Here is a 23,541-nt window from a genome sequence, read left to right as displayed (position 1 = left end):
ATAATCGGGGTGAAAGAAAGGTAGGTGCTGGATATGAGGTTCGTTTTTAAGATGATCGTTTTCCCGTTTTGGCTGCTTACGGCTTTCCTTGCGCTGATGCTGAAATGGACGCTGAACCTGTCGGCGTTCGTGCTGGCTCTGCCCATGCTGTATATTTTCGGCTGCGGTCTTTATACGCTGTACTGCCGGGAGTGGCTGCAGTTTCTGATTTTGCTGGTGGCGGAGTTTGGTTGCTTTGTGTTGATTTTTATGGGCGCTGTGATCGCAGATGCAGCAGAGCGCTTTAGTGGCTGGGTTGCCGGATTGTGAGGGATTAGATGGACACAGATGCTATGACCGCCTATTATTGGAAAAATCTGAAAGATATTCCGCAGCGTCAGCTTGCAGACAATGACGAATACCATGCGCTGATCCAGAAAAAGATTGCCGCAGAAAATGCGTTGAAAGTGCTTATTAGCGAAGAAGCGTGGAGACGCTATCTGGAATTGGATGCAATCAGTAACGAATTAGAGAGTGTTCGGCTGGAAGCCATGTATCTGGCCGGTGCTGCCGATTACGAAAAATTATCCAAATGATCTCGATGCCGCCGATGTGCGGCATTTTCTTTTTGTAAGGGGGTGATGGCACTGGCAGCAACACGGTTGATTCCTATGCGGAAGAACAAAGGCAAGTCCATCGGGGCTTGTCTGCATAACCATACCAGCTATATCCAGAACCCGGACAAGACCGAGCGGGGCGAACTGGTCAGCAGCTATCAGTGCAGCCCGCTGACCGTGGACGAAGAATTTCTGCTGACGAAACGGCTGTACGAGCAGACCACCGGGCGCAGCCAGAAAAGCGATGTGATCGCCTATCAGGTGCGGCAATCTTTCAAGCCGGGAGAGGTCACGCCGGAGGAAGCTAACCGCATCGGCTACGAGTTTGCCGAGCGTTTTTTGAAGGGCAAGCACGCTTTTATCGTTGCCACCCACACCGACCGGGCGCACATCCACAACCACATTATTTATAATTCCACTGCCTTGGACGGAACCCGGAAATTCAAAAATTTCTGGCTTTCCTCCTTTGCGGTGCAGCGGTTGAGCGACCTGATTTGCCTAGAGCATCAGCTCTCCACCATCGAGTACAAGCCTTATCGGGAACGGCAGAAGCGCATCGTCTACCCACCGAAAGAGAGCAACCGTGACCGGCTATGTAGCGTGATCGACAGCATTCTGGCTGAAAAGCCCAAGGACTACGAGGACTTTCTGCAAAGGCTGGAACAGCAGGGCTATGAGGTGAAGCGTGGCAAACACACGGCGGTGAAGGGCGCACGGCAGAAACGATTTATCCGTTTCCGCACACTGGGCATCGGCTATGGCGAGGACGAGATCAAGGCAGTGCTGGAGGGAAAGGCGAAGCACCACCCCTATCAGAAGCAGCCGCTCAAAGAACAGCCGTTCCAGTTATTGGTGGACATTCAGGGAAAAATGGCAGAGGGCAAAAGCGTTGGCTACAAAAAGTGGGCAACCAAGTTCAATCTGAAAGAGATGTCTAAGACGCTGCTGTTCTTGCAGGAGCAGAAAATCGGCAGTGCCAACGAACTACGGGAACGTGCAGCGGCGGCAACGGAACGCTATCATGTCATGGGGGATTCCATCAAGGCAGCAGAAGCAAGGCTGACGGAAATTGCCGTGCTGAAAACCCACATCATCAACTATGCCAAGACCCGCCCGGTCTATGATGCCTATCGCAAGTCGGGGTACAGTAAAAAGTTTTTGGAAGCCCACCGGGAGGAGATCACCCTGCACAAGGCGGCAAAAGCGGCCTTTGATGAAGCAGGGCTGCAAAAGCTGCCGAAGGTCAGGGAATTGGATGCGGAGTTCGCAGAACTGCTGACAAAAAAGAAAGCAGCTTACCCGGACTACCGCAAGGTACGGAATGAGATGCAGGAGTTGGTTCGCGCACAGAAAAATGTAGAACGATTTTTTGCAGAGGAAAAAGACACCACAGAGAAAACCCAGACCCGGTAAACGAATACTGCCGAGGAATCTTCCCATTTGGGAGGGTTTCTCGGCGGATTTTTTGTGTATAGGGCAGCAATTCTTGACCGTTTTTGTGAACTACTGATTATCGCCGTATTCTCGTCATGAAGTTCTTTTGTCGGTATAATTGGAATTAAAGGACGGCGAAGCGTAGTGGCAAAGAAAAAGCAACAGCGTGCTCCGGTCAATCCGGAACTGACAAAAGTGAAGTCCGTGTTTCAGCGAAACGTACACATGGCCTACAAAGTCCAGCGCACACAAAAGAGCGATTTTGTGTGACGGTATCATTCGATCGGCAGAGATGTATAATGTAAGATGCCCCGTGGGCTTAATGCTCACGGGGTTTATTATTGAAAAAACGCTTGACAAATATACCCAATGGGTATATAATAGGGTCAATGAAAGACGCAACATCAACAAACGGGGGGCTGGACATGAAAAACTATTTTGAAGTCAAAAAGAATATCGTTCTCACGGGAAACAGCCGAATTTTCAATAACTGGGCAGAGCATTCCAGCATCACCGCCGATGATTTCATCGCTGCTCTGGAATGGGTATGCGATGACCCGCTGGATGCGAATGGAATGCTCACAAGGGAGATCGCACTTGCTCCTAACGGAATTGTAAAACTCCGCCGGGTCAACGATCATCGTACTGGTATCACCTCTTTTTACAAATTTGAGGGTGACAACGGCGGCGAGAAGGGCAAATTGGGAACCATCTGGGGCGGTGAGGTTTTCGATGACGGCTTTATGCGTAAGATTTCACTTTCTGCAAAAGATCGTGTTTGATGACAAAAAGGGGGATACAATGTATACTAGCGCTGAACTTTTTAACCTTGCTACCTATGCCGATGCAAAAGAAGTTTTCCTGTCTAACGTTACGATGAGCATTCCAGACGATGCTCCTGGATGCGTAAATCTTGATGCTGAAAAAGATCGGCTATCTAAAATCTGGGAAGTTGCCCACATGAGCATCAATGAAATGGTTGCGGCCGTTGGTCTTTCTAAAACTAACTTTGCAAAAGAAACGGGCATCCCGTTTAGGTCGATTCAAAACTGGAGCCTCGGAGAGAGAACGCCGCCTGTGTACATTCGTTTTCTTTTGGCAGAACATTTCCGGTTGCTCTAAATAAACATAGCAAAAGGCCTGTAGGCGTTTAACCTACGGGCCTTTCTACCCTGTTATGATAGCAGCGATCCTGTTTTACAAGCCAATCTTCACACAGCCGTTGGGCTTCGTCGTTTGTGCAGCAGGTGCAGTTGAAAAGCCAGCACAGGAGAACGAGCAGGCTCGATAAAAACAGATTGCCGGGAGTTGACCGTGAGTGGTTAGCTCCCGGTATTTTTTATGTTTTGCCATTCTGTTGATAACAACATACTCTATTGATTGTGTATTGGACGCACCGCAACAGGTATTCTATGGAGTGTAAACAACTCTACTGAAACGGAGCGTGCTATGAAAGAATTATTCGGGCAGCGTCTGCGGGAGCAGCGGCAGAATCAGGGCTTGACAATGGAGCAACTCGCAGAAAAAGCGAATCTCTCCACCAATTTTATCGGTGCAATTGAGCGTGGACTGAAAGAGCCTAGTCTCTCTACGCTCATCAGCATTCTGAATGCGCTGGATATTCCGGCAGATGTTCTGCTCCGTGATTATGTCGGAACAGCATCTCATGTGACCGATGAAGAGATTTGCAAGCGGCTGGAAGGCTTGACCCCTATCCAGAAAAAAGCAGCACTTGACTTGCTGGACACCTATATTGCCAATCTCCCGTATCTTACAAACGAAGAATAATCTGCAACCCTTGCAAGCGTATCGGCTGGGATTTAGCCGGTACGCTTTTCTTTTTGCATCGCTTTCGGCTATAATCATTCTTATAGAGTGCGTTAATCTCTAAAGAGTTGATTTGGAGGTGCCGAGATGAGAGAACCACGGTACAGTATTTTAGTGGATATTCAGGATGCTATCGAGCGCGCAAAGCAGGGCAAGCTGGCGTTGTACTGGCAGCGCACCATCCAGCGGGAATACCGATGCAAGAAAGTTACCCCTGCCGAGCAGCAGGCGTATGAGCAGTTGCAGAGCATTCTTTCCGAAGTGCCACAATGGAGCGAAGAAGAAGAACTGCGCCATGACATGGAGAACATCGGCGGCAGGCTCTGGTTCTGCCACTTCTGGACTGACCACAATTCCATGGTGCAGTTGACGGAAGATCGCAACGGCGGATTTCATGTTGCCTATGTTCTGGACACAGACATTTCCCCGGAGGTGCGCCGAGAGGCCGCACAACTGGCGCAAAAGGAACTTGCGGAATGTATGCAGGAATGGGACATTTCGCTTCTGAATGCGCAGGTATCTGAACAGATGAAGTATGCTTCATTGGCAGAAGCAGCATCACACCTTATGCAAGTCCTCGATGACCCGGAGAGTATCACCGGGTAAAAAGCGTCCCGCAGGGATGCGTAGCCTGCATTGAAAAATGCAGAACAAAGGGGTTTGGGGCACTCCCCAACAAGCATTTTGCAACGCAAAAAGTGTTTTTGTATAGACGAAAACATTGCTTGCGTAAGCTATGCGTCCTTTCAGTCCGCAAATTAAAAGTTGAAGATCTTGCAGGAACTGCAAACAAGAAAAAGAGTGACAGCGTTTTGGTTTGAATGCTGTCACTCTTTTTTGTTGTCTATATCACAGATAAAATAGTGCTCCATCTTGAAAACAGCGTAAGGATTTATTATAATAAGATAAATGGTTGTGACTTTTGCAAAGGAGCTGTGAGAAATGAATCGGAACTGCCGCCGTAAAACAGAAAAGGTCTATGTGAAGGTGAACTCTGATTTTGACGCAACCGGCTATATGCAGCCCCGGCAGATCACATGGGGCGATGGTCGGACGTATCCCATCGAGCAGGTGCGGGACTTTCGCCCTGCAAATACCATTGCCGATATGCCCGGCGACTGTTATACTGTAATGGTAAAAGGGCAGGAAAGGCATCTTTTTTTCGAGCGTTCCGACCCACGGTTTCCCTCTCGGTTCGGCCGGTGGTTCGTGGAGGTAGAAACCAAATAACACAAAGGAGGGCTGAATCATGGCAGCGCAGCGCACTTATCTGGCAATCGACCTGAAAAGTTTCTATGCCTCGGTGGAGTGCGTAGACCGCCATCTCGACCCCCTGACCACCAATCTGGTGGTGGCGGACGCCTCCCGCACCGAAAAGACCATTTGCCTTGCGGTGTCGCCCTCCTTAAAAGCCTACAAGATACCCGGCAGAGCGCGGCTGTTTGAAGCCGTCCAGCGTGTCCGGGAAGTCAACGCCCAGCGGCTGCAGACTGCCATCCGGCAGAATAAGGCAGTCCGGGGAGAGGACGGCAAGTACCACTTTGCCAGCACCTCTTTCGATGCCAACGCCCTGAACACAGACCCTGCACTGGGCTTGAGTTACATTGTTGCGCCGCCCCGGATGCAGCGGTATCTGGATGTGTCCACCCAAATCTACAAGAACTACCTCAAATATGTATCCCCGGCAGATATCTACCCCTACTCCATCGACGAGGTTTTCATTGATGTGACGGGCTATCTGCCTTATTATCACATGAGCGCCCATGAACTTGCCATGACCATGGTGCGGGAAGTGCTGTACAACACCGGCATCACGGCAACGGCAGGCATCGGTACCAACCTCTACCTTGCAAAGTTGGCCATGGACATTGTGGCAAAGCACATCCCGGCGGACAAAGATGGTGTCCGCATTGCAGAGCTGGACGAGCAGTCCTACCGGTATCTGCTGTGGAACCACAGACCGCTGACGGATTTCTGGATGACCGGTCCCGGCACCGTCAAGCGGCTGGAAGCCCACGGCATTTATACGATGGGGGACTTGGCACGGTTTTCCATCCACGGAGAAGATCGTTTGTATGAGGTCTTTGGCGTAGACGCAGAAATCCTTATTGACCACGCATGGGGCTATGAACCCTGCGGCATGGAACAAATCAAAAGCTACAAGCCCAGCACCAACAGCATCAGTGAGGGACAGGTGCTGACCTGCCCCTACCCCAACGATAAGGCAAAACTCATCGTCCGGGAAATGGCAGAGATCTTGATGTTCCGGCTTACCGAAAAGAAGCTGGTGACGGAATCCATCACCTTGGAGGTGGGCTACGACCGGGAGAACGTGGACAAGGGCGGCTACCGTGGTCTGACCCAGACCGACCGCTACGGCAGAATCATCCCCAAAGCGGCACACGGCACCGTCCGGTTCGATGCTCCTACCAATCTAGGCAGCACCATCATCAACGAAAGCGCAAAGCTGTTTGAGCGCATTACAAATCCGGCGCTGACGGTGCGGCGCATCACCCTCAACGCCAACAAGGTCACCCCGGACGAGGGCATCTATCAGGTGGACTTTTTCACCGACACCAAGAAGCTGGAAAAGGAGAAAAAACTCCAGCAAGCCATGTTGGGCATCAAGAACAAGTACGGCAAAAACGCCGTGCTGAAAGCCAGCAGCTACGAGGAAGGTGCCACCATGCGCCAGCGCAATGCGCAGATCGGTGGTCACAGCGCAGGAGGTTCGGATGGAAAACTACAAAAATAGCAAGATCGGACAAGAGACCGCCCAAAAGTACAGGGACATCATAGAGATGGAACGCCCCCAGACCGAAGAATCCCTTCGCAAGCACCCCCGCATGACTTTACAGAACCGGGCAAAGATTTTCTCTCCCTTTGCAGCCTTGCGTGGTTATGATGAGCAACTTGCCGCAGAAAAGCAGCGCACCGAGCGTGTGCCCAAGCGCATTTTGACCGAGGAAGAAATGTCGGCTCTGTCCGATCGGCTGATGCAGGTCACCAAGGGCATGACCATCACAGTGCGGTACTTCAAGGAGGACACTGCCCACCCGGAGGTTCCGGCGGTGGGCAACTACATCACGCTGACCGGAAAAGCAGACCGCATCGACCCGGTGTTCCGCACCTTGCAGGTGGGCGACACCGTGGTGCCCTTTGAAGATCTGGTGGAACTCAGCGGGGAGGGCATCATGGAGATCGACCAATATCTCGGCATCTCAGAGGAATGAAAAAACGCTGGGAGAAATCTCCCAGCGCAAGCAGCCCTAATCACGGTACCGACGTGTGCCAATCCAAAGCGGACCCAGCACCCACAACCAAGGCAGTGAAAACGTTCTCGTCACTTTTAATACCGTAAGCACCAGCGTTAAAGCAAACAAGAGGGTCATTGTAATTATTTCGGAACGGTCAGGTTTCTTCTCCATACGCAGATTACCTCGAAAATCCAGTCACACCTGAGAAATAGTATAAAAATCAAGATGCTTCATCCGGTACGGTAGGTGCTGCGGTAATATCGCGGTAGAAAGTGGCCCATGCAGCTTCCTCATAGGGGCGCACGAAAAAGAAGCCAATGCTCAATGGAATGGTCAGCAGAAGAATCATAGAAATCGCCATAGCCTCTGAACCGGTGAAATATCTGAGAATCAGAAAATACCCAGCACACAGTGGCAACGAACAGAGCAGCTCCCAGCCAATGAAGCTGAGATCCAGACAGAACAGCCGCCCTTTGTTGCCGTCCATGATCCGCCGGGATTCTGTGATTGCTTCATTTGCAGTCAACGAAGGATGCTCTGCCATGATGTAAGGTGTCATCGCATAGCTGTATGTTTTCACGATTCCCGGAATCACCAACAGCAGCGACCAGAGGACGATGTACAGCCCCTGCAGGAATTTCATACAGAAGCCATCCCACAGACGGTCTTTCTGAGAGAACAAATTCGAGAAGGCCGCATCCTTTCCATCTACAAGATTCAGGTTAAAACGAGCATATCCCAGTCGAACTGCACCGCCTAGGATCAGTTGAAGGATCGCCCACAGACCAATGCCGGCAAGCAGAACAGCAAGCAGCAGACCGCCGTTGGGCTGGGCAAACAGTTCAAAATGGATGTCCTTTGCCTGATTGGAATCGGAAACGATACTGTTGGAACTGCTCACAATGGTAGCACCGAGCGCACTGGCGGCAATACCTGTCAGAACAGCAGTTCTCCATTTTCCGCGCAGGGCATCGAGAGCGAGCATACGATAGTCGGCAGATACTTTCATAAAAGAAACCTCCTGTCTGAAAACGGCAAGAATGTGTGAAGATGATGCTACTTTAATTCAGATACGTTTGAAACGCTGAAAAAATTGCAACATGAATAAAAAGAGGCTGTTGCACCGGCTTTTATCCGTGTGCAACAGCCCCTTCTTTATTTCAGCAGCTTGTCCAGTTCGTCATAAATGGACTCAACCTTCGTGCCGACAATGACCTGACAGGCGTTTTTTCCCGGACGGATGATGCCTGTTGCGCCTGCCGCTTTTACAGCCTGCTCATTGACCTGACGGTAGTCCTTGACCTCAAAGCGCAGGCGGGTAGTGCAGTAGCTGGCAGATACTACGTTGTCTTTGCCGCCAAGGGCTTTCAGAATGTCCTGTGCAACCAGTGCGTATTTGTTTGCTTCGGCAGGGTCTACTTTTTTCTCAGCCGCTTTGTTTTTCCCGGAGTGGGGAACAGACAAAAAGGCAACTGCACACACGACCACAACACAAAGGATGACAAGCAATGTTGTTGAATTCATAAAAACGCTCCTTTTACTATCTGATAAGACGCAGCGCGTCCTCATCTGCAAACACTGTCGAATGCTCTTTGTTTACCCTAACACAATATCTCTGTTCTGTCTAGTCCCTTTTCAACTTTACACGGACATTCTTTCTTTCCTTGTGGATCGCCACAAATTGCCACTCCGTCGTAAGTCTCGGATAATGCGTAAGGGAGGAATATGCCGCACGGTTTCTGTTTTCGGCCATATAGTCCCGCAAGGTCACCTTTGAAAACCGAGGGTCGCGTGGTTCTGCTTCCTCAGTGCGTGTGCAAGCCAAACCATCGCACGGTTCTAATTCAATCGGTGCATCTGTCAACCGCGTGTCCATAAGGCAATATTGCTGGTCCTTCTTCTCTGGGTGAAAGCGATAATGAAGGATCACATAATTGGCGGGATACTTGACCGCCCCCGGTTTCTTGAAAGGATGCTCGATCACACCATTTTCAAGCACTGTGACCGTGATCATTTCCGCTTTCTTGGTAAGCGGATTCTGGAACACGATAAGCTGGCCTGCTTCTTCGATTTTCAAAGTCGGCCCCGGCACGGGTTCATCCGGTGCTTCCAGCATCAGGGTCAGTTCCTGATTGTAAAATGACAGAAACTCACTTTTGAAACACATCCGAAAAATGACCCATCCGGTGTTCAGATCAAGTCCGTAGTGCTCCATCAGCTTTTTGGCCTGATAATCTTCCTTTGAGAGAACAGGTGATATTTTGAGCGGATTCCAGATGAAACGTTTGGAGTCCCATTCGTCAATACAGTAATTTTCTGCTAAAAGATGCCCCGTTGGATAAAAACGGAAGGGGTCATGCCGATCCATCAGCAGTCGCTCTAACGGCGAATGATACTCTGCATTCTTGTCCTTTTCGTAGATGGTCAGTCGGTTCTTCAAATGATAAAATGGCAACTTACGCACCACATCTACTACCAATCCGCCCGGAAACGGATAAACTGCCGGAATCAGCCATTCTTCATTTTTCCAACTGAACGAAACGGCCATTTTGACCGCATCGTTACGTTCGATTGATTCCCACACCATAGCAGGAGCAATCATCTGCTGGTAGTTTGTGAAGTGCTCCATAAACCTCTGTCCTCATCTGTTTTTTAACGAAAAAGACGGCTCCGAATAACCGAAGCCGTCTTTTATCAACTGTGGAAATGGAAACTCACTGGACGAATTTCAGTTTTCCAACCATGCGTAATCAAATTCCGTAAAGTCGTGGATGTAATGTGCTGCGCCAAGCTGGATCAAATCTGACCCATCTGCTTTTTCACCGATGGCAACGATCTGACCTACGCCATTTCGTTTTGCCAGAGTGATGGCAGCCACACTATCCTCGATAACCATACATTCCGCGAACGGAACGTTCAGTCGTCTGGCAGCTTCCAAGTGCATTTCGCCTTTATTCGCATAGGTTCCATCGTCGTAGACAACATCTTCTTTCTTCAACCATTTCCCAATAGGGAAGCTGTCGAAGTAAAAGTCAACGTTTGCCTTGATAGAAGCACTTGCCAGAATAAAAGGGATGCCGCGCTCATGCAAGCCTTGCATCAACTTCTCAGCACCTGCTACGAGGTGTAAACTGTCAGGATTTCTCCTGCACATCCTGCGATACAATTCCTCTTTCCGCTCCGAACATTGCTTTCGCTCATCGGCATTGAGCCACGGTGCCATGTTCTGAATGATCGACTCATTACACGGTCCGCAAATCAACTTAGGGTCAAGGGGATTCGGATCTTCAGGATGCAATTCATGATAGATCTCTGACCACGCCTCCATGTGAAAGCGGGTATCAAAGAACATCGTCCCATTAAAATCAAGAAGTACAGCGTGCATTGTAGCTCCCGCTTTGAATTAAGCGAAGATACCAAAGAATGCGCCGACCAGACCGATCACCAGCAGCAGAGCGATGCAGGTAACGGGCTTCCAGTTCTTCTTCTTCATCAGGAAGAACAGGCCGAGGGTCAGAGCCAGAGGAATCAGCTTGGGCAGAACGCCATCCAGAATGCTCTGGATAACGATGGGGCTGTCGCCGTTCTCGATGACGGTAGCAACGGTGGTGCCGCCGTAGTTGGAGGTCAGAGCACCAACGATGAAGACGCCCAGCATGGAAGCGGCACGAGTGAACTCCTTAGCGTTTGCAGTCAGGATGTCGATAGCCTTAGTACCCAGATTGTAAGACCAGTACATCAGGAAGAAGCGGCAAGCAAACTGCACAATGTTGAAGATCAGCAGGAACATGATAGGACCAGCAAGCGATCCGTTTATTGCCATGTTCGATGTGATACCTGCGGTGATAGGAACCAGAGTGAACCAGAAGATTGCGTCGCCGATACCGCCCAGAGGACCCATAGCAGCAACACGCACGGCACGAATGGTTTCGATGTCAGCCTTCTGCTGCTCCAGAGAGAGGATGATGCCCATAACGAAGGTAACGAGGAAGGGGTGAGTATTGAAGAACTCAAGGTTATGCTCCATGGAGAGCTTCAGATCTTCCTTGTTATCGCTGTGGATCTTTTCCAGACCGGGCAGGATGCAGTACAGCCAGCCGGCAGCCTGCATACGCTCGTAGTTGAAAGATGCCTGCAGGTTCAGGGAACGGAACACCATCTTATTCAGCGTAGCCTTATCCAAAGGCTTCGCGGGAGTCAGATTGTTGTAATGAGTTGCATTAGATGCCATCTTCGTCGTCGCCTCCATTCGCAGCAAAACCAGAACCAGCAGCCTGCTTGATAGCAACGCGAGTCTGGTAGTCGTACAGAGCAATTGCAATGCCCACAAATGCGATCAGCAGCAGAGCAGAGCCGGACAGTTCGGGGATGTAGCCGATGATGGTTGCCAGAGCAAAACCAGCAAAGTAGATGCCCCAGAACTCGTTGGACAGCATGATACGCAGCAGGGTTGCGAAACCGACGAAACGCATCATACCACCGGCAGCGCCCAGACCAGCCATGACCCAAGCGTACTTCTCAGCCAAGTTGCTCAGGGTAGTACCCATTGCAGAGCCGCCCAGCATACCGAGGGTGCAGACGATGGCGAACAGCAGGCCCAGAAGAGCCATTGCCAGATAGTTCAGACGGACAATGCCCTTAGTGTCGCCCTTTGCTGCCAGCTGGTCAGCCTTGGACATCATGGGGGACATGAGGGTGAACAGGAAGGTAACCATGTACTGGCCGATCAGAGCGAAGGGAACTGCCAGACCGACAGCAGCGGTGGTATCCAGATGAGAAGAGATTGCGAACACGGTAGCCATGACGCCGCCGATAACTGCGTTAGGAGGCTGTGCGCCGCCAACAGGCATGTTACCGATGGTCATCAGCTGGTAAGTACCGCCAACGATCAGACCGGTGGGAAGATCGCCCAAGATCGCACCGATGACAGCACCGGAAACGATAGGCTGGTACAGGGATTCCAAGAAATCAAACTGGTCGATGGCCACGATAAAGACCCACACAAAGACCAGAATGATCTGAAGTGCACTAAAGCCCATAATAAGTACTCCTTTTCAAGTATTTAGGAGAGCAGCCGTCTGTTTACTTGAACAGCTTGTCGGTGCTTTCCGCATGTTCGGTAGGAACACGACGAATCTCCAGTTCCACACCGAGTTCCTGCAGCCGCTTGAAAGCAGCCACATCGGAATCGTCAACTGCAACGGAACCTGCCACCTGACGCTTACCGTCAGCCATGTGCATATTGCCGATGTTGACTTTCTTGATGGGAACGCCACCCTCCACCAGCTTCACGACATCCTGCGGATTCTCGCAGACGATGAAAATCAGCTGCTTTGCGCTTGCCTTGTGGATGGTGTCGATGGTCTTCTGGATGGTCCAGTAGCGCATAGCTGCGTATGAAGGAGCAGCCATGTTCATCAGGCCCTGACGCAGGCTGTTGCCAGCCACCTCGTCATTTGCGACCAGAATCAGGTTTGCGCCGATTGCGCCGCACCACTGCGTAGCAACCTGTCCGTGAACCAGACGATTGTCGATTCGAGTTAGAACAATGTTCGGCATTTTTTATTCCTCCTTGAAATTTTTTGTCTGAGTTTCCAATTCAGAGCATCTACATTATAGGATAAATTTTAACAAATGTCTTTATATTTTTTAACAAACTGTTTCTAAAAATCGGTTGTTTTCGTGGCTTCTCATTACAATCTTCCAAAACTCGTCGGAAAAAGCTGGTAATATTCAACAAAAAATGTTATACTCAATACAAGTTTGAGAGAAGGAGGATTCTGGATATGCAACGCGAAACTTCCAACGACAGCTTTCTGGAGTACGGTCAAACCTACCACGAACCCATCAGGCTCACGCACCCTGACCTGATCCACCAGCATCTGACCGCCATCACCCGCCGCTATGTATCACAGTTCTATTGTTTTAACTGTGATACCTATATAGAGGTGCAAGACGGCATCGGTGTTTTGCTGGTCTCCCATACGGCAGATGCCGCCGATGTACAAGAGTTTGCCATGAACCGGCTGATTCACATCAAGCCCAATGTCTATTTTGCGGCGGTTTCTACTACACAGAAGCTGGAATTTGAACTGTATGCCGAAAGCAACTATTCTCTCCATGTTACCGATTTCCCTTCCCAGTATGAGTTCCTTGCGGTTCTGCCCCGTATTGAAATGCAGAAGATCCTGGGGTATTATTATAGAATCCGCACCCCGAATTACTGCTTTAAGGGTGAGCAGCATAACTTTTTTGAGTTGACGTATGTAGACGAGGGCGAACTCGAAACTAAGGTGGACGGAACACTGTACCAGCTGAAAGACAAGGAACTGATGATCTACGGTCCCGGTCAGTTCCACACCCAGTATACGGATGACAGCCACAGCGCCTCGTATATGACGGTGCTGTTCGATATGCGCAATCTGACCCCTGTGGAACAGGAGGTCTGGTACGATGCTCTGATCAACCGGGTGTTCCACTATGACCAGAAGATCAACTCCTTAATAAAAGCGTTCGTCCGGGAAAGCACAACCGGCATTCCTTATATGAACAGTCTGATGCTCTGTCTGTTGACTGAGATCATCATCCGGCTGCTGCAGGGAACCTATGCTTCCCCTATGAACCAGTCCAGCAATTCCGTGCACAAGAGTGCAATGGATGAACTGTTTGACCGGATCATCGCCTATATTGATGAAAACATCTACCTTCCTCTGACGATCCCGGAAATCTGCGAACACTTTTCGCTGTCGCGGACGGCGTTGCAGCTGATGTTCAAGAATTCCATCGACCAGTCCCCGAAAAAGTACATCAATGATAAAAAGTTGGAGAGAAGCTGTCAGATGCTGCTGGAAAACCGCTATACCATCAGTGAGATTTCCCTGCGGCTGGGCTACACCTCCATCCATTATTTTTCCAAGTCCTTTAATATGAAGTATCATATGTCGCCCAGTGAGTTTGTAAAGCAGAATCTTCAAAATAAGAAGTGAAAGGAATCCTCTATGAATATTGGAATGGTCGGAACAGGCTCCATTGCCCATACGATGGCAAAGGAGTTTGCACGTCTCACGACAATGCCCGTTGTTGCCGTGTGTTCCCGCAATGCAGACACGGGAGTTGCAATGGCCCATGAGTTTCATATTCCCATTCCCAAGGTCTATACCGAATACGATAAAATGCTTGCGGACTCGGAAGTGGAACTGGTGTATATCGCCACTCCCAACAGCCTGCACTTTGAGCAGGCCAAGGCTGCGCTGCTGGCCGGAAAGCACGTTCTCTGCGAAAAGCCCATCGTCCCCACCTTGGCACAGCTGGATGAACTGCTCGGCCTTGCGGAAGAGCGCCATTTGCACCTGCTGGAGGCTATTACGACCATCGACCATCCGAACTATGGTATGGCAAAGCTGTTTGCAAAGGAGATTGGTGACATCAAGACGGTATCCTGCACCTTCTGCCAGTATTCCAGCCGGTATGATGCCTTTATGAATGGGCAGACTCCCCCTGTGTTCGACCCCGCATACTGCGGCGGAGCCTTGATGGACCTCAATATTTATAACATCTATTTTGTGGTAGGGCTTTTTGGCGACCCGAAAGCCGTCCACTATTACCCGAACCGCCACGCCAACGGCATCGACACCAGCGGCATCCTGATTCTGGAATACCCGAATTTTGTCTGTCAGTGTACGGCTGCAAAAGATAGCTCTGCGCACAACAGTGCCCAGATCATTGGCACCGAGGGCAGCATCCTGATTGAGCCGGGCAGCAACAACTGCCAGAAACTTGTTGTCACCCGGAAGGGAAAAGAACCCTACATCAGTGAAATCTCCGATACGCCTTGGTGGTTTGAAGTTCTTGGCATCTCCAACTTCCTGATTGTTCCGCAGGATGCCGTCAAAGAGCGGCGCATTCGTGCAATGAGATCGGCGGTAGCCGTACTGGAAGCCGCCCGGAAAGATGCCCACCTCGACTTCTAACCGTAAAATACAAATCTTTCACCGTTTTTTACTCTTGATAAATTAGTAACGACTATCTATAATAATGGTGGATGTTTGTATATCCTATCTGCCGTTACGAACAATCGGCTCTTGCAAGGCAGAGTAAATGATAAGAAGGTAAATGTTTCAGGAGGGTAATTATGGCTTTAGTCACTACCAAAGAACTGATGCTTGATGCTCAGAAGAACCATTACGCAATCGGCGCATTCAATGCAGAGAACATGGAGATGGTTCAGGCCATCATCGCTGCTGCAGAGGAACTGCGTGCCCCCGTTATCGTCCAGACCACTCCGGGTACTCTGAAGTATGCTTCTCCGGCCATGTTCCATGCTATGGTCGCAGCTGCCGCTTCCGAGGCTACTGTTCCTGTTGTGATGCACCTTGACCACGGCAGCAGCTACGAGCTGGCTATGAAAGCATTCCGTGCAGGCTACACCTCTGTGATGATCGATGGTTCTCACCATGTTTTCGAGGAAAACATCGAGATCACCAAGGAAGTTGTTCGTGCCTGCCATGCAGCCGGCATCCCTGTGGAAGCTGAGCTGGGCAAGGTCGGCGGCAAGGAAGATGATCTGGACGGCGGCAATGGCAATGGCTACACTGTTCCTTCCGAAGCTGCTGAGTTCGTAGAGCGCACCGGTGTGGATTCTCTGGCTGTTGCTATCGGCACCGCACACGGCGTTTACAAGGGAACCCCGAAGCTGGACATCGACCGCCTGAGCGAGATCCGCAAGGTCGTTTCTGTTCCTCTGGTGCTGCATGGCACCTCCGGTGTCCCGGATGATGCCGTCCGTGAGTGCGTTGCCCGCGGTATGTGCAAGGTGAACTATGCCACCGATCTCCGCATCGCATTCAGCAAGGGTCTGAAAGAATATCTTGCAGGCGATCCCGAAGCATTTGACCCGAAGAAGTACAGCGCAGTTGGTCGTGAGCAGGTCAAGGAGTACGTCATGAGCAAGATCCTTGTTTGTGGCAGCAACGGCAAGGCATAATTTAGTATTCATCCGTCTTAACCCATATAAGACATTCTTCCTTAAGGATTGGAGCCGGTGCTCTTCGGAGCATCGGCTCTAATTCTTTTTTCACTTAAAGACAGAACCCCCGCAGCGGTATGGCAAACCGCTGTGGGGGTTCTATCATGGAAAGAAGAGGTCTTGGATGACTTGTTAAGAATGTAAAAAGACAGGCAGGAGGCCGCGCAGCACTCACTGCCTGTCTTTTTACGCATGGGATAGAGGGTCTCTTGGCAAATGAAGATATTTATGGAAGTCTTGTGTGCGAATGAAGGGAAGGCACACAAGATCAACGCTATTAAAATACCAAAGCAATTATTTTACGATGCTCTGGACGGCATAACGGGAAATAGTAATAACGATCTTCGGTGCAACTTCCACACGGAGAGTATCTTCATCCTCCATGCTTACGATCTTGCCGTAGATGCCACCGGCAAACATAATGCGGGAGCCGACCTTCATGTCCGTATGGACTTCGCCAAGCTCCTTGCGCTTATTGCGCATATTCTTGGCAGAGATCGCATACAGGATGAGACCGATCACGCCCATAATGACTGCCAGCGTAATGCAGGTCCAAATAATTACTTCCCAATTGATCATTGTTTAGATTCCGTCGCTTTCATCAGATTCGGCTTCTTCGGCAGGAGCCTGTAACTCAAAGATTACCATACAATCCTTGCCGGTGTCAACCAGTTCTTCTGCAAGAGCGCGGGGATCATCTTCCATATCCAGCATCGTAACCGCAGTAACGATCATCGGCAGATTCGTGCCGGAAATGACCTCGATCTTCTGATCGGGCCGTGCGTACTTGCACTCAACTGCCGTCTTGAAAGGAGAGCCACCCGGCAGATCGGACAGAACCACGACACCATCGCAGGTGCGGAACTCATCGAATGCGGCGTTGAACTTCTGCGCCAGCTGCTCCGGGGTCATACCCTCTTCAAAGTTGATGTAGCGGACATACTCGTTCTCGCCAGCGATCATCTGAGCGGAAGTGTGGATGCCATCAGCAAAATGGCCGTGGCCGGTAACTACCAAACCGATCATGTTCGTTGCCCTCCTGATTTTTTAATTACTTCAGCGTGTACGGATACAGGGTGACACCCTTGACAACACGGTTCACCTCACCAGTGGGGCAGGGGTTGTCCGGGGTAATGCCCAGAGACAGAGACTTCATCAGAGCGATGGTCTGAGCAAACAGGATGAAGTCCAGACCCAGCAGAACGTTCTCCATGTCCTGACCGATCTTGATCTGGATGGGGTAATCTGCCAGCTCCTCAATGCCTTCGCAATCGTGGTTGTAAACAACGACGATCTTGTTGCCCTTGCGCTGATGTGCCATCTCCTTGACCAGATCCAGCTCATAGCGGCGGCGGTACTCATCGTCGCTCAGATAAGCGATGGTCAGGGTGTTATCGTCAATGATGGACTTGGGACCGTGACGGAAGCCCAGCTCGGAATCGTACATGGTAGCGACCTTGCCGGCAGTCAGCTCCAGAGTCTTCAGTGCAGACTCCTGTGCAACGCCCTTCAGGCCGATGTTGCCCAGATAAACGATACGGTTGTAATCGAACTCGTCCACGATCTTCTGGACTTCACCGAACTGGTCATCGAGGAAGTGCTGACCTGCAACGGCCAGCTTCTCGACCTCGGCAGTGATCTCATCCAGCTTGTCCAGATTCAGTGCCAGATAGGTTGCCAGATACATATTGCTGTAGCTGGAGGTCATGGCGAAGGACTGGTCATGGGTCTCCGGGGTCAGGTTGATAGCGAAGCAGTTCTTGCGGCTTGCAGCCATCTTGGACAGAGTACCCTCGTGGTTGCAGGTCACGAACAGGTGGTACAGGTTCTGGCAGACGACCTCTGCTGCCTCCACGTTGCCCAGAGACTCAGGAGAGTTGCCGGAACGACCAAAGTTCACCAGCAGGGTGGGCTTGGTGCGGGACAGGAAATTCTCCGGGGAGGGAACGATATCGGTGGAAGCGTAGGACTTGACCTTGTAGTTGTACTTGGGGTTCAGAGCCTGGAACAGGGAGTTGCCAACGAACTCGCTGGTGCCTGCGCCGACCAGAACGATGTCGAAGTCATCCTGCTTGACGACCTGATCGATAAAAGCCTGCAGCTCATCCTTGCAGGCAGCCAGCTGTGCACAGGTCTTGCGCCAAGTTGCAGGCTGCTGATAGATCTCATGTGCAGTAAAAGTGGAAGAAGTTTCCTTCATCTTCTCATCAGTCAAATTAAAAATGCTCATGGTTTTCTACCTCCTAATCGGTTGGTATTTATCCGAATCATAGACAGGGCTTACCAAAGCGCACTATCCCTTCCTTCCTGTTATATCACACCCCCCTAGCAGAAAACAAGGGGGTAACTGAAAGCCATAACTTTTTGTTTGAAAAAGACAAACCGAGCCCCTGTTTGCTCTGCCGACCGGGCTGTTTTTGGCTAAGTTTGCCGAAACAAGTAACAAGTCGATTGAAAATTGTAAATATTTTTCCGAAAGTATGCGGTATAATGGCACAAGGGTAATTCACTCGGAAGGAGGACAATTCAGATGATAATTCAAAGTAAAAAAGTATGGATCGCTGATCAGTTTGTGCCTGCTGCCATCGAGGTCAAAGAGGGTAAGATCGTCGGCATTTTCCCCTATGGGACAAAGGATGTAGATGACGATTACGGTGACAAGCGTATCGTCCCCGGCTTTATGGACATCCACTGCCACGGTGCCTATGAGTTTGACACCAACGATGCAAACGAGGAAGGTCTGCGTTACTGGGCAGAGCATATCGTTTCGGAGGGCGTGACCAGCTTTCTGGCTACCACCATCACCCAGAGCGTTGAGGTCCTGACCAATGCCGTTGCCAACGTTGCCCGTGTCATGGAGGGCGGCTACGACGGTGCCGAGATCCTTGGCATCCACTTCGAGGGTCCTTATCTGGACATGAAGTACAAGGGCGCACAGCCGGAGCAGTTCATTGCAAAGCCCAGCGTAGAGCAGTTCAAGCACTATCAGGAAGCCGCACACGGCCATATCCGCTATGTTACGCTGGCTACCGAACAGGACGATAACTTTGAACTGACCCGCTACCTGACTTCGCAGGGTATCGTTGTCAGCATCGGTCACAGTGCTGCCACCTACGAGCAGGCAGTCATGGCTTACGCCAATGGCGCACGCTCCATGACCCATGTCTATAATGGTATGACACCCTTCAACCACCGCGCAAACGGTCTGGTGGGTGCAGCATACCGCATCCGCACCATGTACGGTGAGATCATCTGCGACGGCTGCCATTCCACCCCGGCTGCTCTGAACAACTACTTTATGAGCAAGGGTCCCGACTATTCTATCATGATCTCCGATGCGCTGATGGCAAAGGGCACCCCCGTGGGCAGCAAGTACATCTTCGGCGGCAACGAAATCGTGATCTATCCGGACGGCAGCGCACACCTGACCTCTACCGGTGGTCTGGCTGGCTCTACCCTGAACATCAACAAGGGCTTGAAGATCCTTGTCGAGGATGCAATGGTACCGTTCAACTATGCGCTGAACGCCTGCACCATCAACCCTGCGCGCTGCCTGCATCTGGATGACCGCAAGGGTTCCATTCAGGTGGGCAAGGATGCCGACATTGTGGTGCTGGAGGACAACTACGATGTGCTCCAGACCTATTGCAAGGGTCAGGCAAAGCTGTAAGATCTTGATTCAATAAAAAGGAGAATAGAAATGAAACATCCCCTTCAGGAAATGATGGATAAGCGCCGTGAGGGTATTCGCTGCGGCATCCCCTCTTATTGCAGTGCCAACGAACTGGTAATCGAGATCGCCCTGCGCCGTGCAAAGGAGCGCAACATTCCTGTTCTGATCGAGGCAACTGCCAATCAGGTCAACCAGTTTGGCGGTTACACCGGCATGAAGCCCGCTGATTTCTACCAGATGGTCCTGAAAATGGCAAGCGACATCGGTCTGCCCGAAAACATGATGATTCTGGCAGGCGACCACCTCGGACCTCTGACTTGGCAGAAGCTGCCGGAGTCCAAAGCAATGGAAAACTCCGTGGAACTGGTTTACCAGTATGCACGCGCCGGCTTTACCAAGATCCATCTGGATACCAGCATGAAGGTTGCAGACGACCCGGAAGGTCTGCTCCAGACCGAGGTCATCGCTCGCCGTGGCGCAAAGCTGTACAAGGCTGCTATGAAGGGCTACGAGGAACTGAAAGCTGAGAAGCCCGATGCAATGCGCCCGGTGTTCGTTATCGGCAGTGAAGTGCCCATCCCCGGTGGTGCAACCGAGGCAGAGGATACGCTGGCTGTCACTAAGCCCGAAGCATTCCGTGATACCGTTTCCACCTATCAGCGCGTCTGGACTGAGGAAGGCGTTGGCGAGGGCATGAAGGACGTTATCGCAGTCGTTGTCCAGCCCGGTGTGGAATTTGGCGATGAGCAGGTGTTCGACTACAACCCTGCCGCAGCCGTTGACCTGTGCGCCGCTCTGAAGGAGTTCCCCGACATCTGCTTCGAGGGTCACTCTACCGACTACCAGACCGCAACCGACCTGTACAACATGGTCACTGATGGTATTGCTATCCTGAAGGTCGGTCCTGCTCTGACCTTTGGTCTGCGCGAGGCTCTGTTCTCTCTGAGCATGATGGAGAAGGAACTGGTACCGGAAGAAAAGCGCGCCAACTTTATCGAAACGCTGGATCAGGTCATGCTGGCTTCCCCTGCAAACTGGGAAAAGCACTACCACGGTGACGAAAAGCATCTGGCACAGTGCCGCAAATACAGCTACTCTGACCGTGCCCGCTACTACATCGGTCAGCCGGAAGTCGTTGCAGCCATGAACAAGCTGTTCGACAACCTGCGCGAGTACCCCATCCCCATGAATATGCTGCACCAGTATATGCCCATCAGCTATGCCAAGATCCGTGAAGGTCAGCTGAAGCTCGACCCGCGTGAGCTGGCTATGGACGGCATTGTGCAGTTCATGCTGGACTACGAGAGCGCCGTCTGATCTGCCCTTTTTACACGCTAAAGAAGAAGGAAATGAAGGAGAACCCATGAAACAGTTTACTTATACCATCAAGGACGAACTTGGCGTCCACGCCCGCCCCGCCGGTCTGCTGGTCAAGCTGGCGAAGAAGTATGCCAGCAAGGTCACCATTGAAAAGGATGGCAAGACCTGTGATATGCGCAAGCTGATGGCAGTCATGGGACTTGGCATCAAGCAGGGCGAAACCATCACCGTCACGGTTGAGGGTGAGGATGAGACCGTCGCCGCAGAAGAAATTGCTGCATTCCTGAACGAGAACGTTTGATTGGCTCATCTGATTTGACATCCACGGTAGCAGATTCCTCCTGCTAAAACTGCCCGGAACGATAGGAGAAGGTCGTTCCGGGCAGTTTTTATAGTATTCAGAACATTTTGATGACCCACAGGATCAGGATAATGGCGATTGACACAGCAAGCGTGATCAGGAAGCTGTGGTCTTTCTTTCCGTTTTCCGGTTTGGCAGGTGCCGTGGGCTTCTGCTCTTGTTTCAAAGAGGTGATACCGTCCCCCAGCCGCTTCTTTTTGGGGTTATTGTTGCGGCGGTAGATGCGGTTCAGCGTTCCCATGTAGTGGCTGTAATCCACGGGTGCCGAATCCTGTTGCGAGGTAGTTTCCGGTTTCTTGTTTTCTTCCATAATCGTGGTGTCCTTTCCGTCCGTTCAGCAAGTGCTGTATTTCTTTTATTATAACATATCATCTGCAAAAAATCTTGTTTTTCTATCGGGATTTTAAGAGCGTCCTTTATTATTTTTCTCATGATAGCCGTTTTCGTTCCGCCAATAGACAGCGTTCGTTTTGTATGCTAGACTAGGTGTATCAAAATGTCAGGAAGTAGGTGTTTTATGAACTGTCCAATTTGTCATGCTGAAATGGTTTTGGATTACAAGATCAAGATTGAAAACGGTATGCTCTTTAACTTGGTCACGATCAAAAAGAAAAGCGACCAGAAAAAAATAAAAGCGGCATTCTGTCCTTCCTGCGGTAAGATCGAATTGTACACTGACATTCCTTCCGGTGAAAAAGAATAAACATATCCAGTTTCCGGGATGCTGAAACAATGCTCCCCGGATAGGAGGTAGAGAACCCATGCACTTTACAACTGTTACTGCGAATCCCTGCATTGACCGCACGATTCAGGTGGATTCCGTCAACCTTGGTCATAGCCATCGTGTCCAGAAAACGATCTGCGACTTTTCCGGCAAGGGCATCAATGTTTCGCTGGCACTTACCCAGCTTGGAATGCCGGTCAAAAGCGTCTGCCTGAGCCATTCAGATGGAGAAGCAGCGGATTTCTTCAAGCAAAGAGATATGGATGCAGAGCTTATCCCCGTCCCCGGAAATGTCCGTATCAATATCAAGCTGTTTGAAACATCTACGGGCTGCATGACGGAGTTCAACGAAAAGGGCACTCCTCTACATCCCGAAACTGCCGTGGATGTTATTCGCGCTGTCAAAAATGTTCTGCCCACAACATCGGTGCTGATCCTTGGCGGCAGTGTGCCACCGGGCTTTCCTGACGACTTCTACTATGAACTTGGCAAAAGCGCACAGGAATATGACGTGCCCTTTATTCTGGACGCATCGGGGCCGCTGCTTCTGAACGGAATGGAGGCATCTCCTGTTCTGATTAAACCCAACGAAGAAGAATACTATGCCACCTTCGGCGTTCATCCCAGTGTAACGCAGGAGTTCTGCGCAAGCTATCGTCAAATCCTCATAGAGCACAACATTGCCTACGGCGCAGTTTCTCTTGGCGAAAAGGGTGCGCTGCTGGTCACACCGGAAGCTGCATGGTATTCGGAACCTGTTTCTGTCGATGTAAAAGGCGTTCAGGGTGCGGGCGATTCCATGGTGTCCGGCTTTGCCTATGCGATTGCCGAACAGCACACCCAAGGAGATCAGCTGCTTAAAATGGCAGTTTCCTGTGCACACGCTTCTCTGGAACTGCCCGGCACGCAAATGTGCACCATGGCAGGCGTGGAAAAAAGATTCCCGCTTACCCCTGTTAAGCGGCTTTGCACGTTTTAATTTGAATCAGCTTTCTTGCAGCCACCAGTTTTGTCCTGACCGGTGGCTTTTGTTATATTGAAGGTGCAGGACTTCACGGTATCGGGGCATAGCAGCTATTATAAATCGCATTCGGCATAAAATTACTCTTACTTTATAGCTGTCTGGACTTTACACAAAATTCGGGAAAGACCCGAATGTACTGGTATGGATGCCCCTCACAGCTGTTTCCAGTCGGATACAAAAACACCCCATTTCCTAAACAGTATACCATACTGTCTAACAAATGGGGTGCAGTTCAAAGCCAGTGGGCATTCTCTTATTTGTACCGTATTACAGGCAGCTGCTTTATCTTGCAACCAACCT

The 23,541-nt window shown here is 50.7% G+C and carries 29 protein-coding genes; 18 read left to right on the top strand and 11 right to left on the bottom strand.

The annotated features are described in order from the left end of the window. Positions 1–33: 33 nt before the first annotated feature. The 10 genes from C7J97_RS06455 to C7J97_RS06405 all read left to right on the top strand — a co-directional run bounded on the left by C7J97_RS06455 (position 34) and on the right by C7J97_RS06405 (position 7,090). Positions 34–309, top strand: a complete 276-nt coding sequence (locus C7J97_RS06455) for a hypothetical protein (RefSeq protein ID WP_113992353.1) — start codon at positions 34–36, stop codon at positions 307–309. Between the two features lie 23 nt (positions 310–332). After that, a complete protein-coding gene (locus tag C7J97_RS06450) occupies positions 333–575 on the top strand; it encodes a hypothetical protein (protein ID WP_147232751.1) in 243 nt (80 codons plus the stop codon). Between the two features lie 75 nt (positions 576–650). Next, on the top strand, positions 651–2,009 hold the full coding sequence (locus C7J97_RS06445; RefSeq protein WP_242983451.1) for a relaxase/mobilization nuclease domain-containing protein: 1,359 nt from the start codon (positions 651–653) through the stop codon (positions 2,007–2,009). Between the two features lie 410 nt (positions 2,010–2,419). Next, entirely contained in the window at positions 2,420–2,812 is a 393-nt protein-coding gene (locus C7J97_RS06440; RefSeq protein WP_207657562.1) for a hypothetical protein, read from the top strand. A gap of 19 nt (positions 2,813–2,831) precedes the next feature. Then, entirely contained in the window at positions 2,832–3,152 is a 321-nt protein-coding gene (locus tag C7J97_RS06435) for a helix-turn-helix domain-containing protein (protein WP_113992340.1), read from the top strand. 327 nt (positions 3,153–3,479) lie between these two features. Beyond that, entirely contained in the window at positions 3,480–3,818 is a 339-nt protein-coding gene (locus tag C7J97_RS06430; protein ID WP_113992339.1) for a helix-turn-helix domain-containing protein, read from the top strand. Between the two features lie 126 nt (positions 3,819–3,944). Continuing rightward, positions 3,945–4,463, top strand: a complete 519-nt coding sequence (locus C7J97_RS06425; RefSeq protein ID WP_113992338.1) for a hypothetical protein — start codon at positions 3,945–3,947, stop codon at positions 4,461–4,463. Between the two features lie 336 nt (positions 4,464–4,799). Beyond that, positions 4,800–5,087, top strand: coding sequence for a hypothetical protein (locus C7J97_RS06415; RefSeq protein ID WP_005921159.1), 288 nt, complete (start codon positions 4,800–4,802; stop codon positions 5,085–5,087). 19 nt (positions 5,088–5,106) lie between these two features. Continuing rightward, on the top strand, positions 5,107–6,612 hold the full coding sequence (locus tag C7J97_RS06410) for a Y-family DNA polymerase (protein WP_113992337.1): 1,506 nt from the start codon (positions 5,107–5,109) through the stop codon (positions 6,610–6,612). Further along, positions 6,593–7,090 carry a YolD-like family protein gene (locus tag C7J97_RS06405; RefSeq protein WP_113992336.1) on the top strand — a complete coding sequence of 166 codons (498 nt, stop codon included), beginning with the start codon at positions 6,593–6,595 and terminating at the stop codon, positions 7,088–7,090. The genes C7J97_RS06410 and C7J97_RS06405 overlap by 20 nt, the downstream gene beginning before the upstream one ends. Positions 7,091–7,334: 244 nt before the next feature. On the opposite strand, the gene C7J97_RS06400 is transcribed toward C7J97_RS06405, so the two are convergent. From C7J97_RS06400 to agaV, 7 genes are all read right to left on the bottom strand, one after another. Further along, positions 7,335–8,123 (bottom strand): DUF975 family protein, encoded by a 789-nt coding sequence (locus C7J97_RS06400; protein WP_113992335.1) that lies wholly within the window; start codon positions 8,121–8,123, stop codon positions 7,335–7,337. 146 nt (positions 8,124–8,269) lie between these two features. Then, the gene (locus C7J97_RS06395) at positions 8,270–8,638 is read right to left on the bottom strand and encodes a PTS sugar transporter subunit IIB (protein ID WP_242983450.1); all 369 of its coding nucleotides are present in this window, start codon (positions 8,636–8,638) and stop codon (positions 8,270–8,272) included. A 100-nt stretch (positions 8,639–8,738) separates the two neighbouring features. Next, entirely contained in the window at positions 8,739–9,743 is a 1,005-nt protein-coding gene (locus C7J97_RS06390; RefSeq protein WP_113992333.1) for a hypothetical protein, read from the bottom strand. A gap of 99 nt (positions 9,744–9,842) precedes the next feature. Beyond that, a complete protein-coding gene (locus C7J97_RS06385; RefSeq protein ID WP_113992332.1) occupies positions 9,843–10,499 on the bottom strand; it encodes an HAD family hydrolase in 657 nt (218 codons plus the stop codon). A gap of 18 nt (positions 10,500–10,517) precedes the next feature. Then, the gene (locus C7J97_RS06380) at positions 10,518–11,345 is read right to left on the bottom strand and encodes a PTS system mannose/fructose/sorbose family transporter subunit IID (RefSeq protein WP_113992331.1); all 828 of its coding nucleotides are present in this window, start codon (positions 11,343–11,345) and stop codon (positions 10,518–10,520) included. Further along, positions 11,335–12,153: a PTS mannose/fructose/sorbose/N-acetylgalactosamine transporter subunit IIC gene (locus C7J97_RS06375; RefSeq protein ID WP_113992330.1), complete on the bottom strand. Its 819-nt coding sequence runs from the start codon at positions 12,151–12,153 to the stop codon at positions 11,335–11,337. The genes C7J97_RS06380 and C7J97_RS06375 overlap by 11 nt, the downstream gene beginning before the upstream one ends. A 43-nt stretch (positions 12,154–12,196) precedes the next feature. Then, a complete protein-coding gene (agaV, locus tag C7J97_RS06370; RefSeq protein WP_113992329.1) occupies positions 12,197–12,673 on the bottom strand; it encodes a PTS N-acetylgalactosamine transporter subunit IIB in 477 nt (158 codons plus the stop codon). Between the two features lie 227 nt (positions 12,674–12,900). On the opposite strand from agaV, the gene C7J97_RS06365 reads away from it, so the two are divergent. The 3 genes from C7J97_RS06365 to fba all read left to right on the top strand — a co-directional run bounded on the left by C7J97_RS06365 (position 12,901) and on the right by fba (position 16,097). Next, on the top strand, positions 12,901–14,100 hold the full coding sequence (locus C7J97_RS06365; protein WP_113992328.1) for an AraC family transcriptional regulator: 1,200 nt from the start codon (positions 12,901–12,903) through the stop codon (positions 14,098–14,100). A 12-nt stretch (positions 14,101–14,112) separates the two neighbouring features. After that, positions 14,113–15,084, top strand: coding sequence for a Gfo/Idh/MocA family protein (locus C7J97_RS06360; RefSeq protein WP_113992327.1), 972 nt, complete (start codon positions 14,113–14,115; stop codon positions 15,082–15,084). Positions 15,085–15,245: 161 nt separating this feature from the next. Beyond that, positions 15,246–16,097, top strand: a complete 852-nt coding sequence (gene fba / locus C7J97_RS06355; protein ID WP_055185995.1) for a class II fructose-1,6-bisphosphate aldolase — start codon at positions 15,246–15,248, stop codon at positions 16,095–16,097. A gap of 336 nt (positions 16,098–16,433) precedes the next feature. On the opposite strand, the gene yajC is transcribed toward fba, so the two are convergent. The 3 genes from yajC to C7J97_RS06340 are packed head-to-tail and all read right to left on the bottom strand — an operon-like array spanning position 16,434 to position 18,369. Beyond that, complete coding sequence (gene yajC / locus C7J97_RS06350; RefSeq protein ID WP_113992326.1) at positions 16,434–16,718, bottom strand: preprotein translocase subunit YajC; 285 nt, start codon at positions 16,716–16,718, stop codon at positions 16,434–16,436. A gap of 3 nt (positions 16,719–16,721) precedes the next feature. Continuing rightward, positions 16,722–17,165: a PTS sugar transporter subunit IIA gene (locus C7J97_RS06345; RefSeq protein ID WP_113992325.1), complete on the bottom strand. Its 444-nt coding sequence runs from the start codon at positions 17,163–17,165 to the stop codon at positions 16,722–16,724. Between the two features lie 25 nt (positions 17,166–17,190). After that, entirely contained in the window at positions 17,191–18,369 is a 1,179-nt protein-coding gene (locus C7J97_RS06340) for an AgaS family sugar isomerase (protein WP_055185998.1), read from the bottom strand. Positions 18,370–18,669: 300 nt separating this feature from the next. Between C7J97_RS06340 and nagA the strand changes: the two genes are divergently transcribed. Genes nagA through C7J97_RS06325 form a run of 3 tightly spaced genes read left to right on the top strand, consistent with a single transcriptional unit; the run spans position 18,670 to position 21,433 of the window. After that, positions 18,670–19,809: an N-acetylglucosamine-6-phosphate deacetylase gene (nagA, locus tag C7J97_RS06335; protein ID WP_113992324.1), complete on the top strand. Its 1,140-nt coding sequence runs from the start codon at positions 18,670–18,672 to the stop codon at positions 19,807–19,809. A gap of 30 nt (positions 19,810–19,839) precedes the next feature. After that, on the top strand, positions 19,840–21,129 hold the full coding sequence (locus C7J97_RS06330) for a class II D-tagatose-bisphosphate aldolase, non-catalytic subunit (RefSeq protein WP_113992323.1): 1,290 nt from the start codon (positions 19,840–19,842) through the stop codon (positions 21,127–21,129). A 46-nt stretch (positions 21,130–21,175) separates the two neighbouring features. Beyond that, a complete protein-coding gene (locus C7J97_RS06325; RefSeq protein WP_113992322.1) occupies positions 21,176–21,433 on the top strand; it encodes an HPr family phosphocarrier protein in 258 nt (85 codons plus the stop codon). Between the two features lie 97 nt (positions 21,434–21,530). Here the strand turns inward: C7J97_RS06325 and C7J97_RS06320 are convergent, their stop codons facing one another. Continuing rightward, on the bottom strand, positions 21,531–21,803 hold the full coding sequence (locus C7J97_RS06320; protein ID WP_113992321.1) for a hypothetical protein: 273 nt from the start codon (positions 21,801–21,803) through the stop codon (positions 21,531–21,533). A 207-nt stretch (positions 21,804–22,010) separates the two neighbouring features. On the opposite strand from C7J97_RS06320, the gene C7J97_RS06315 reads away from it, so the two are divergent. After that, entirely contained in the window at positions 22,011–22,196 is a 186-nt protein-coding gene (locus tag C7J97_RS06315; protein ID WP_113992320.1) for a hypothetical protein, read from the top strand. Positions 22,197–22,254: 58 nt separating this feature from the next. Further along, positions 22,255–23,196: a 1-phosphofructokinase family hexose kinase gene (locus C7J97_RS06310; protein ID WP_113992319.1), complete on the top strand. Its 942-nt coding sequence runs from the start codon at positions 22,255–22,257 to the stop codon at positions 23,194–23,196. Positions 23,197–23,541 lie beyond the last annotated feature (345 nt).

This window comes from Faecalibacterium prausnitzii (assembly GCF_003324185.1).
GTDB classification, from domain to species: domain Bacteria; phylum Bacillota; class Clostridia; order Oscillospirales; family Ruminococcaceae; genus Faecalibacterium; species Faecalibacterium prausnitzii.
This window is presented reverse-complemented; position numbering and strand designations above follow the sequence as displayed.